This window comes from Vibrio sp. 10N.261.51.A4 (assembly GCF_041471945.1).
Taxonomy (GTDB): domain Bacteria; phylum Pseudomonadota; class Gammaproteobacteria; order Enterobacterales; family Vibrionaceae; genus Vibrio; species Vibrio crassostreae_C.
In genome coordinates, this window is sequence record NZ_JBFRPJ010000082.1 from 49,800 (window position 1) to 62,128 (window position 12,329).

At 44.6% G+C, this 12,329-nt stretch carries 5 protein-coding genes; 3 read left to right on the forward strand and 2 right to left on the reverse strand.

All coding sequences use genetic code 11. The features are described 5' to 3' along the window. Nucleotides 1-237: 237 nt before the first annotated feature. On the reverse strand, nucleotides 238-816 hold the full coding sequence (locus AB4384_RS18400; protein ID WP_372129917.1) for a TetR/AcrR family transcriptional regulator: 579 nt from the start codon (nucleotides 814-816) through the stop codon (nucleotides 238-240). Then, nucleotides 813-2,249, reverse strand: coding sequence for a coniferyl aldehyde dehydrogenase (locus AB4384_RS18405; RefSeq protein WP_372083876.1), 1,437 nt, complete (start codon nucleotides 2,247-2,249; stop codon nucleotides 813-815). The genes AB4384_RS18400 and AB4384_RS18405 overlap by 4 nt, the downstream gene beginning before the upstream one ends. Nucleotides 2,250-2,810: 561 nt before the next feature. On the opposite strand from AB4384_RS18405, the gene speA reads away from it, so the two are divergent. The 3 genes from speA to AB4384_RS18420 form a co-directional block, all read left to right on the forward strand. Beyond that, on the forward strand, nucleotides 2,811-4,718 hold the full coding sequence (gene speA, locus AB4384_RS18410; protein WP_372097727.1) for an arginine decarboxylase: 1,908 nt from the start codon (nucleotides 2,811-2,813) through the stop codon (nucleotides 4,716-4,718). Next, nucleotides 4,718-5,644 (forward strand): agmatinase, encoded by a 927-nt coding sequence (gene speB, locus AB4384_RS18415; RefSeq protein ID WP_372112242.1) that lies wholly within the window; start codon nucleotides 4,718-4,720, stop codon nucleotides 5,642-5,644. The genes speA and speB overlap by 1 nt, the downstream gene beginning before the upstream one ends. 662 nt (nucleotides 5,645-6,306) lie before the next feature. Further along, the coding region (locus AB4384_RS18420) for a retention module-containing protein (protein ID WP_372129918.1) at nucleotides 6,307-12,329 on the forward strand (6,023 nt) is incomplete at its 3' end.

Below are 12,329 nucleotides of genomic sequence, written 5' to 3' on the forward strand. Positions count from 1 at the left end.
TCCTCAACAAAGTCGCTATCATGACTGACCAAGATGAATGCACCCTGGTATTCACGCAGAGCCGAAGCCAATATTTGCTTCGAGTCTATGTCCAAGTGATTGAATTGTGTTCAAATAATTAAAGCACCTGTGTGGCGCTTTAGTGATCATTATTGGAAATAAATTGAATCTAGAATTTATATTTTTTGGTTTAGGGTTTAGGGTTTAGAGCTTAGAGCCTTGGGCTTAAAGCTAAAGCTACTTGGTTTGCCCACCAACGGCGCGCCAACACATATCAAAGCTATCGTTGATGTACTTCGATGTTTGCTCTGGTGGAGACTCGCTTTGTTCAATCAGCCAGTTTGCACAAATCAGAAAGTGGCTATGAATGAAGTGTCTAACAAGGTTAATGTCCAACACCATCAATTCACCATCTTGTTGCCCTTTCAAAATGATCTCGTCTAGCGATGCGAACATCTGTGAAACAATCACTTCTCGAGTTTGAGTCGTTGGGTCGAAATGAACATTGGTGAAGAACTTCATCGCAACCGGATTCTCTAATGCCCACTCAATTCCTGTGATCCACATGAACTTAAAGGTTTGGTAGCGATCTTCTACAGCCACATCAGTGTGCGGTTGAATGGTCGAGAATAGCTCTAGCTTCAGCTCGCGAAACAGTTCATCAATCAATAGAGATTTATTCTCGAAGTGGTGGAACAACGTCGCTTTTGCCACGCCGGCTGTTTTCGCTATTTGTCCGGTAGATGTGCCCTCTAGCCCCTGTTGAGAGAAGAGCAGGAGTGCAGCATCTAGGATTTTTTGTCTTTTGGTGATCATCTATTGAGTACTTTGAACATCAGTTTCTTGATTGGGTTGTTGTAAGGAGGATGCATTAACTTGGTGAAGTTGATTTTTCCTCTACTTAGAACGGTTTTGGCATGGCTAAGGGTCTTGAAGCCCTCAATGCCGTGATAGTGTCCCATGCCTGAAGGGCCGATGCCACCGAATGGTGCGTCTTCTGCAGCCACATGCACCAAAGAATCATTAATACACACGCCGCCAGAGTGCGTGTCTGATAAAAGCTTGTCTTGGGTTTCTTTATTATGGCTCATTAGGTACAGAGCCAGTGGGCGTTCTCTCTCTGTGATGTAATTGATTGCTTCTTCGATGGAATCATAAGGCACGATAGGCAAAACAGGACCAAACAGCTCTTCTTGCATCGCGAGCATCTCATCGTTCACTTCGGTGAGAAGGTGCGGCGTCATTCTGTGGTTTACATCGTCTTGTGCTTGTTCGGTTACCGTGTGAATAACCGCGCCTTTGGCTTGTGCGTCTTCAATGACACCTTTCAAGCGATTGTATTGGCGCATGTTGATCACTGAGGTTAAGTCTTTGCTCTCAATACCGGCTTTATAAAGCTTCTTGAAATAACGCTTATAGGCTGTGATGAACTCGTCTGATTTTTCTCGCGGCAATAAGATGTAATCAGGCGCTACACATATCTGGCCAGCGTTTAGACTCTTGGCAAACAAGATACGTTCAACAGCGTCAGCTACATCAAAGTCAGGGGCAATGATGGTTGGAGATTTGCCGCCTAATTCCAAGGTAACTGGTGTTAAGTTGTTAGCCGCTGCTCTCATAACGTGTTTACCCACAGCGGTTGAGCCTGTGAAAAGGATATGGTCAAACGGCAGTTGGCTAAATTTAGCGGAAACGTCAGCTTCGCCTTCGATAATCGCAACCTGATCTTCACTAAAGCCTTCGGCCAACATCGCTTTTAAAATTCGGTTGGTCGCTGGAGTAAACTCCGACATCTTGAGCATCGCCGTGTTGCCCGCTGCTAACGCTGTGATCAGAGGGCCTAAAGAGAGCATGACTGGGAAGTTCCAAGGCACGATGATACCAACCACACCTACTGGCTGATAATGCACAGTAATCTTGGCTGGTGTTAGCATCAAGCCGGCTTTTCGACGTGAAGGCTTCAACCACTTCTTCAGGTTTTTATCACTGTAATTGATCTGGTGTAGGGAAGGGGTGATGTCAGCAATTAAGCTGTCGTGCTCTGCTCGATGGCCATAATCTTCTGATACCGCTTCAATTAACTGCTCTTGGTAGCGCATTAATAGTTTTTTCAAGACTGAGAGATCATTTCGTCTCTGATCAAGTGTTGGATTAACGTTGTTACGGTAGTGATCTTGTTGTCGGTTGAATATTTGATCCATGTCGTTGGTGCTCGACGTGTTTGGTTCAAGGTCTAGATTATGGCTCATAGTATCCCCTAAATTCGAAGGCTGACCGATTGGTTGGTCAGTTAAAATTACAAGAAGATTGAACCGAATACAAGATATGCGCGAGAAAAGTTCAAAAATTGAGCGGTTACAACATTGAAGTGAGCGAGTTCTAGTAGGAAGAATGAAGTGTTTATCGGCATCGAATCGCGGGACACAAGCTGTGTTGGTGATAGCGAGAGTTCAGATTGTGAAGTGCTTATATTTGTCACAACTCTGACTTAGCCTCACTCAATTTACTAAAAATCTTTTGGTTTCTGCACATTTTTTCTCCCTAATTTAATGTGAGAAATTGCTTTATATTTAATGCGCTTCAGCCTGTTTTTTACCCTAAAACCTTGTAATTCCTTACCTGTCATTTTAAGTCGATCTGTCGATAAAAAAACGTAATCGTCACCACAAATATCAATGGTTGGACTCGCTCTTAATAATATCGGTTAATGCAGCCAACAAATCGTTTTTGAACGCTTTTTGTTGGGTTATACCTCGCTATTCCAAAGAGGTATCTTCTGTCGATGGCCCTATAGTGTGAGGTCTCTAGAATTGGAAAATTCGGTTAATTTGGAACGCATCCGTGCTGAGTATAATGTAAAGCACTGGAGCCAAGGTTTTTATGGAATTGATGATAACGGTGAGGTGTATGTTTCACCGAGCGAGACGGATCATCAAGTCCCACTAAGTAAGATCGTAAAACAGTTAGAGCAAAGAAATATTGGTTTACCTGCTCTTGTGCGTTTTCCTCAAATAGTGCATCAACGTGTGCACAATATCTGTAACGCATTTAACCAAGCGATCGACGAATATCAGTACGACAATCGTTACCTACTTGTTTATCCGATTAAAGTTAACCAACAAAAAGAAGTGGTTGATGAGATCTTAGCGAGCCAAGCTCAATTAGAGCAAAAGCAGCTAGGACTAGAGGCGGGCAGCAAACCTGAACTATTAGCGGTACTGGCGTTGGCTCAAAAAGCGAGCTCTGTGATCGTGTGTAACGGTTACAAAGACAGAGAATACATCCGCCTTGCACTGATTGGCGAAAAGCTAGGCCACAAAGTCTTTATCGTTCTAGAGAAGTTGTCAGAGCTTGATCTTGTTCTTTCTGAAGCGAAAGCACTTGGCGTAAAACCTCGTTTGGGTTTACGTATTCGTCTTGCTTCTCAAGGTGCAGGTAAATGGCAAGCAAGTGGTGGTGAGAAGTCGAAATTCGGTTTGTCTGCATCACAAGTGCTTACTGTTATCGAACGCTTGAAAGCCGAAGACCAGCTGGATGTACTTGAACTCGTGCACTTCCACCTAGGTTCACAAATGGCAAACATTCGTGACGTGCGAAATGGCGTGAGTGAAGCGGCTCGTTTCTACTGTGAACTGCGTGATATTGGCGCTCAACTGAAGTTCTTAGATGTTGGTGGTGGCTTGGCAGTCGATTACGACGGCACGCGTAGCCAATCTTCAAACTCAATGAATTACGGCTTGCTTGAGTACGCTCGTAACATCGTGATGACAGTAGGGGATATTTGTAAACTCTACAATCAGCCACAACCTGTGATTATTTCGGAGTCTGGTCGCTCACTGACTGCGCACCATGCTGTGTTGATCACCAACGTGATTGGTACTGAAAGCTACTCACCGGAAGATATGGCTGCGCCAGAAGCAGACGCACCACTGTTGCTAAACAACATGTGGAAGAACTTCTTGGAGTTAGATGCAGGTAATGATGACCGCGCGCTGATTGAGATCTACAACGACACGCAAAGTGATATCGCAGAAGCACACAACCAATTTGCGACAGGCATGCTGAACCTTCAGCACCGTGCTTGGGCAGAACAGATGTCTTTGCGTATTAACTATGAACTTAGCTCTCGTATGAGTACTAAGAACCGCTACCACCGTCCAATCTTGGATGAGTTGAGTGAGCGTTTGGCTGATAAGTTTTTCGTGAACTTCTCTTTGTTCCAATCGTTGCCAGATGCTTGGGGTATCGATCAGGTGTTCCCTGTATTGCCTCTAAGTGGTTTGGACAATGCGGACGAGCGACGCGCGGTAGTACTGGATATCACATGTGATTCTGACGGTACGATCGATCAGTATGTTGACGGCCAGGGCATTGAAACAACGTTGCCAGTTCCAGCATGGAACCCAGACGAACCTTACCTGATGGGCTTTTTCCTAGTAGGCGCATACCAAGAGATCTTGGGTGATATGCATAACCTATTTGGTGATACGCACAGTGTTGTGGTGAATGTTGATGAAAGTGGTCAAGCGAATATCGACTACATCAACGAAGGCGACACGGTTGAAGACATGATGCGTTATGTTCATATCGATATGGACCTAATTCGTCAGAACTACAAAGAATTGGTAACGGCGAAAGTACCAGCTCAAGAACAGCAAAGCGTACTTGAAGAGTTAGAGCAAGGCTTGATGGGTTACACCTATCTTGAGGATTTTTAATGAACGATCTATTTACGAAACCAGATTACTCGCTGTATTCCAATGCGATGACGTTTATGCGTCGTCCTTTGGCACAGAACCCAATCGACAACGATGCTGATGTGGTTGTATTAGGCGCGCCATTAGATATGGCGACGTCTGGTCGACCGGGTGCACGTATGGGACCGGATGCGATTCGTCGTGCGTCGGTAAACTTGGCGTGGGAAGGTAAAAAGTTTCCTTGGGGCTTCAATGTATTTGAACATACCTCGGTGATTGATGCTGGCGATCTTGTGTTTGATTGCGGTGATGCTGAAGACTTAACTCAGCGTTTAGAAGCAGCCGCTGATGCGATTCTAAACAGTGGTAAAACACTGTTAGGTTTAGGTGGTGACCACTTCATTACATTGCCTTTGCTAAGAGCATACGGCAAGAAGTACGGTGAAATGGCTCTGATTCACTTCGATGCACATACTGACACGTACAGTCAGGGCAGTCGTTACGATCACGGTACCATGTTCTACCATGCGCCTAATGAAGGTTTAATCTCGCCTGAGCATTCTGTGCAAATTGGTATTCGTACCGAGTACAAGCAGGAAGGACACGGCTTTAACGTTATTAACGCGATGCAAGCGAACGACATGAGCGTGGACGAGATCATTGCTCAAGTGAAAGGCATTGTCAGTGATAAGCCAGTTTACCTAACGTTTGATATCGACTGTCTGGATCCTGCTTTTGCTCCGGGTACAGGTACTCCGGTTTGCGGCGGTTTGAATTCAGATAAAGTTCTGAAAATTATCCGTGGCTTGCAAGGTATCAACATGGTTGGTATGGACGTTGTAGAGGTTTCTCCAGCGTATGACCAAAGCGAGATTACAGCATTGGCTGGTGCGACGATTGCTCTCGAGCTGCTTTACGTCTGGACTGCAAATCGCCTTGCTAAATAATAGTGTGTCATTGTTAACAGCGTAACGCTATATACTGATTTTAAAGCCCACTAAGGTTTAACTTAGTGGGCTTTTTTTGTCACTTCCAGAAAACAACCTGTGACCAAATTGAAGAGGGGAGCTGTTGTTTATCAGTTGGTTAAAATTCCGATATATACATTTTATGCAACTTGTTTTATTGTTTTTGATACAAACTCCACCACCTATCCTCTGGTTATTGTCTCACAAATGGGAATTACTTCTGCTTTACTGTGGACGTATAGAAAGCCTCAATCAATACCCCATGTTTGCTAATGATTTATCAACTTTATTGCTGTATATATTATAAATAATGAGGTGTAATTACATTGTGAATTTATTTGCATATAAATCAATACCATACTAACTTTTAACTAAGTTATTCAAACTCCAACAAGAATCCCTCGGTTTGTGAAAAGGCGCCTCTTAGCACAGACATGGCATTTTTTATGGGGAAGACTAGTCTTAAGAGTAAGTAAACTATAAAAAAACAGGTGAAATACTTTCTCATTTCAGGCCAGTTAGGCGTAACAATGGATTGTCATTGATGAGAGCTAAGTATGTATTCAAGTGAAACCTGAAATTGTTATTACCAATAATTTTCACAGCGCTCGAGAGCAGTGTTTTGTGACTACGGGGGATATATGGATATCGAAGTTTCACGCCAGGTTGCTGTAGTTGAGGCAGTTAGTGGACATGTTGTGGTCGTTAAGCCAGACGGCAGCGCAAGAAAAATTTCAATTGGCGATATCATCCGTGAAAATGAGATCGTGATTACGGCCAACAAGTCAGAACTTGTATTAGGTGTGCAGAATGATTCAATTCCAGTTGCAGAGAATTGTGTCGGTTGTATTGATGAAAATGCTGCATGGGTAGACGCCCCAATAGCCGGTGAGGTTAATTTTGACTTACAGCAAGCGGACGCAGAAACCTTCACCGAAGACGACCTTGCTGCAATTCAAGAAGCCATTTTAGGTGGTGCCGATCCGACTCAAATCCTAGAGGCAACGGCCGCTGGTGCTGGACAAGGTTCTGCAAACTCCGGCTTTGTCACTATTGATTACAACTACACACAGACTCAGCCATCGACATTCTTTGAAACCGCAGGTTTAGCAGATCAATCGGTTGATGAAGATAGAGAACAATTTAGAACAATAACTCGTTCATTGGGCGGTCAATCAATCAGTGAAGTGCTCACTGAAGGCTCCATTTCTGATAATACCTACCCCCAATCTATTACAACTACTGAAACGATTATTGCTGGTAGTTTAGCGCTCTCCCCTGATTCTTTCGCTCCAGATGCACTGTCCCTCGCTTCGCTACTCACAGAGCTAAACAGTGATATTACCTCAAGTGGTCAGCCCGTTACGTTTACTTATGATGCGGCGACGAACTCTATCATTGGTGTTCAAGGCACCGATGAAGTATTACGCATCGACATCGATGTTGTTAGTGTTGGAAACAACGCTGAGCTTTCATTGACCACAACGATTTCTCAACCAATTGATCACGTAACGTCTGTTGGTGGCGGTCAGGTTTCCTATACAGGCGATCAAATTAACATCACTTTTGATATTCAAGGTGAAGACACCGCCGGAAACCCATTAGCAACACCAATTAATGCGCAAGTTGCCGTGGTTGATGGGGGCGATCCGTCTGCTGAAAGTGTGAATATCAGTAACGTAGAAACTAGCAGTGCAGCAATTGAAGGAACGTTCTCCAATATTGGTAGTGATAATCTTCAATCAGCTGTATTTGATGCTGGTGCACTGGACCAGTTTGATGGGTTGCTCAGCGATAATCAAAATACGCTTGCAAGGCTATCTGATGATGGGACAACGATCACTTTGTCCATTCAAGGTCGAGGTGAGGTTGTTCTCACTATCTCACTAGATACCGATGGTACTTATAAATTCGAGCAGTTTAATCCAATAGAACAAGTGGGCACCGATTCACTGACGTTCGATTTACCGATCACGATTACCGATTTCGACCAAGATGTTGTAACCAATAACATCAACATTGTTATCACTGATGGCGATAGCCCAGTCATTACTAATGTCGACAGTATTAGTGTCGATGAAGCAGGCATCATTGGTGGCTCACAAGAGGGAACCGCGCCTGTAGCGGGGAGCGGAAGTATCACTGCCGATATTTTCGAAAGCGACATCATCGACCATTATGAACTGGAGCCGACGGAATTTAATACGGGTGGCACCTTGGTTTCAAATGGTGAGGCTGTGTTACTCGAGCTGGTTGATGAAACCAATGGTGTGCGAACGTACGAAGGCTATGTTGAAGTCAATGGTTCTCGAATTACGGTCTTTGATGTTAAAATTGATAGCCCTTCATTGGGCAACTATGAGTTTAATCTTTATGAAGAACTTTCTCATCAAGGCGCTGAAGATGCGCTGCTAACTTTTGCATTGCCAATTTATGCTGTTGATGCAGATGGCGACCGTTCTGCACTATCTGGCGGTTCGAGTACACCAGAAGCCGCAGAGATTCTCGTTAATGTCACAGATGATGTTGTTGAGCTAGTTGATAAAGTTGAGTCAGTCACGGAACCAACTTTAGCCGGCGATACCGTTGTTTCGTATAACCTATTCAACTTCGAAGGCGCTGATGGCTCGACAATTCAATCTTTTAACTATGATGGTGTTGATTACTCACTAGATCAGAGCTTGCTGCCAGATGCTGTTCAAACATTCAGTTTTACTGAGGGTGTTGTAACCATCTCACTAAATGGCGATTTTAGTTTTGAAGTCGCTCGTGATATCGACCACTCAAGCAGTGAAACTCTCGTCAAACAGTTCTCGTTTTTAGCTGAAGATGGTGATGGAGACACTGACACTTCATCGCTTGAGCTAAGTATCACTGACGGCCAAGATCCAATCATTGATTTGATCCCGCCTGTTACTCTCTCAGAAACCAACCTTGCTGATGGATCTTCTCCAAGCGGAAGTGCGGTCAGCGCTACCGAGACGGTTACCTTTACTGCAGGCAGTGATGATGTGGCGAGTTTCCGTATTGAACCAGCCGAGTTCAATGTCGGTGGTGCTCTGACGTCCAATGGGTTTACGGTAGAGATTAAAGAAGATTCGGCTAATCCAGGTACTTACATAGGCTTTATTACTGATGGCTTGAACGCTGAAGTTCCTGTATTCACGATTGCTTTCTCTACAAGTGCTTTGGGCGAATATACCTTTACTTTGCTTGAAGCGTTAGACCATGCGGATGGTTTAGATAATAACGATCTGAGCTTCGATCTACCTGTTTATGCGGTTGACACAGACGGCGATGATTCATTGGTTTCGCAACTGAATGTGACCATCGGTGATGATGTTCAAATCATGCAAGACGGCACATTAGATATCGTTGAACCGAATGTTGCTGATTTGGCTGGTGGTATTGTAACGACCAATATGATCGATGTGATGCCAACGCAAAGTGCTGACGGCGCGACAATCACTCAGTTTACTTATGACGGTGTCGTAAACACACTGGATCAAAGCATTTCAGGCGAACAGCAATTTAGCTTCACGGAAGGCGAGCTATATATCACTCTTGGAGGAGAAGTACGCTTTGAGCCAAATCGTAATTTAGACCACACAACGAGCGAAGACATCGTGAAGTCGATTGTGGTGACTTCAAGTGACTTCGATAACGATTCTCTGACTTCTACCGTAACGCTGACGATTACTGATGGTGATAACCCTACGATTGACGTTATTCCAAGCGTAACCCTTTCTGAAACAAATCTGACTGATGGCTCCGCTCCTAGTGGCAGCGCGGTGAGCTCCACTCAAACCATCACATTTACCAACCAAAGTGATGATGTGGTTCGTTTCCGAATTGAACCAACGGAATTCAATACTAACGATGATCTTAAATCGAACGGTTTAGCCGTTGAGTTACGTGAAGAGCCGACAGGGTCGGGTGACTACATTGGTTTTACTACTAGTGCGACGAATGTCGAAACCACGGTATTTACGCTGAGTTTTTCTAGCACCATATTAGGTGAATACACGTTCACACTCATTGAAGCGTTGGACCATCAAGATGCCCGTGGTAACAACGAGCTCAGCTTTGATCTGCCTGTTTATGCGGTAGACAGTGACGGCGATGATTCACTGATGTCTCCGTTAAATGTCACTATCGGTGATGATGTTCAAATCATGCAAGATATTGCGTTAGATATCGTCGAGCCCAACCTTGCAGATGGTACGGTAACAACTAACACCATTGATGTGATGCCAAATCAGAGTGCTGATGGCGCGACGATCACTCAGTTTACTTATGACGGTCAACTACGAACCCTTGATCAGAATGACAATGGTGAACAGCAATTCAGTTTTACTGAAGGCGAACTATTCATCACGCTTCAAGGCGAAGTGCGCTTTGAGCCCAACCGCAATCTCGACCACACGCTGAACGAAGACATTGTGAAATCAATCGTGGTGACATCTAGTGACTCCGATAACGATGTGCTTACCTCAACCGTCACGCTGACCATTACCGATGGTGATATTCCGACCATTGATAATGTGCCAACTGTGAACTTGTCGGAAACCAATCTGAGTGATGGCTCTGCACCAAGCGGTAGCGCGGTTAGCTCAACTCAAACTATTACTTACACCACTCAAAGTGATGATGTGACCAGCTTCCGTATTGAACCGACTGAGTTCAATTTTGGCGGCACTCTCACATCAAACGGATTAGCTGTCGAGCTGAAAGCTGACCCAACCACACCGGGCGGCTACATCGGTTATGTTACTGATGGTTCGAATGTTGAAACTAACGTGTTCACGATTAGCTTCTCAGATACCAATTTAGGCCAGTACACCTTCACCTTACTTGAAGCGTTAGACCATGTGGATGGTTTAGCGAACAATGATCTGACCTTTGATCTGCCTGTTTATGCAGTTGATAGCGATGGCGACGATTCACTGGTGTCTCAGTTAAATGTAACCATCGGTGATGATGTTCAAATCATGCAAGGTGGTACGTTAGATATCACTGAGCCAAATCTTGCAGACGGCACAATTACAACCAATACCATCGATGTGATGCCAGAGCAAAGCGCCGATGGTGCGACGATCACTCAGTTCACTTATGACGGTCAAGTTCGAACACTGGATCAAACGGACAATGGTGAGCAGCAATTTAGCTTCACTGAAGGCGAGTTGTTCATCACTCTTCAAGGTGACGTGCGTTTCGAACCCAATCGCAACCTAGATCACACAGCTAGCGAAGATATCGTCAAGTCGATAGTGGTGACTTCAAGCGATTTAGATAACGATGTGGTGACGTCAACGGTCACTCTGACGATTACTGATGGTGATATCCCAACCATTGATGCAGTGCCAAGCGTTACTCTGTCTGAAATCAATCTTAGTGACGGCTCTGCGCCAAGTGGCACTGCAGTTAGTCAAACTGAGACGATTACCTTCACCAATCAAAGTGATGATGTGACCAGTTTCCGTATTGAGCCAACAGAGTTCAATGTGGGCGGTGCACTGAAATCGAATGGATTTGCGGTTGAGATAAAAGAAGATTCGGCTAATCTGGGTACTTACATTGGCTTTATTACCAACGGTTCGGGCGCTGAAATCCCAGTGTTTACGATTGCTTTCTCTACGAGCTCATTGGGTGAATACACCTTTACTCTGCTTGAAGCGTTAGACCATGTAGATGGTTTAGATAAGAACGATCTGAGCTTCGATCTGCCTGTTTATGCGGTCGATACGGACGGCGATGATTCATTGGTGTCTCAGCTAAACGTGACCATCGGTGATGATGTCCAAATCATGCAAGACGGTACGTTAGATATCATCGAGCCAAATCTGGCTGATGGCACAATCACAACCAACACCATTGATGTGATGCCAAATCAGAGTGCTGATGGCGCGACGATCACTCAGTTCACCTATGACGGTCAACTAAGAACACTTGATCAGAATGACACTGGTGAACAGCTGTTCAGCTTCACTGAAGGTGAGCTTTATATCACCCTTGAAGGGGAAGTGCGCTTTGAACCTAATCGCGATCTAGACCACTCAGTTAGTGAAGATATCGTGAAGTCGATTGTCGTGACTTCAAGCGATTTTGATAACGACCCGGTGACTTCAACCATTACGCTGACCATTACTGATGGTGACAATCCGACTATTGATGCGGTGCCGAGCGTATCACTTAAAGAAGCGGATCTCGCTGATGGCTCATTGCCAAGTGGTAGTGCGGTTAGCCAAACGGAAACCATCTCATTCACGAATCAAAGCGATGATGTTGAGAAATTCCGTTTAGAGCCAAGTGAGTTCAACAGTGATGACTCATTGAAATCCGATGGTCTGCCAATTGATCTGAAAGAAGATCCGACAGGCTCAGGTAACTATGTTGGTTTTACAACTAGTGCCTCTAATGTAGAAACACAGATTTTCACATTAAGCTTTAGCGCTGCGACTCTGGGGCAATATACCTTTACGCTGTTGGAGAATATCGACCACGAGGATGGTCGTGGCAATAACGACTTCACGTTTGAACTACCAGTTTACGCGGTTGATACCGACGGTGATGATTCTTTAATGTCACCTCTGTCAGTCACTATTACCGATGATGTTCAAGTGATGGCTAGTGGCGATCTGACGATTGAAGAGCCTACTGTCGC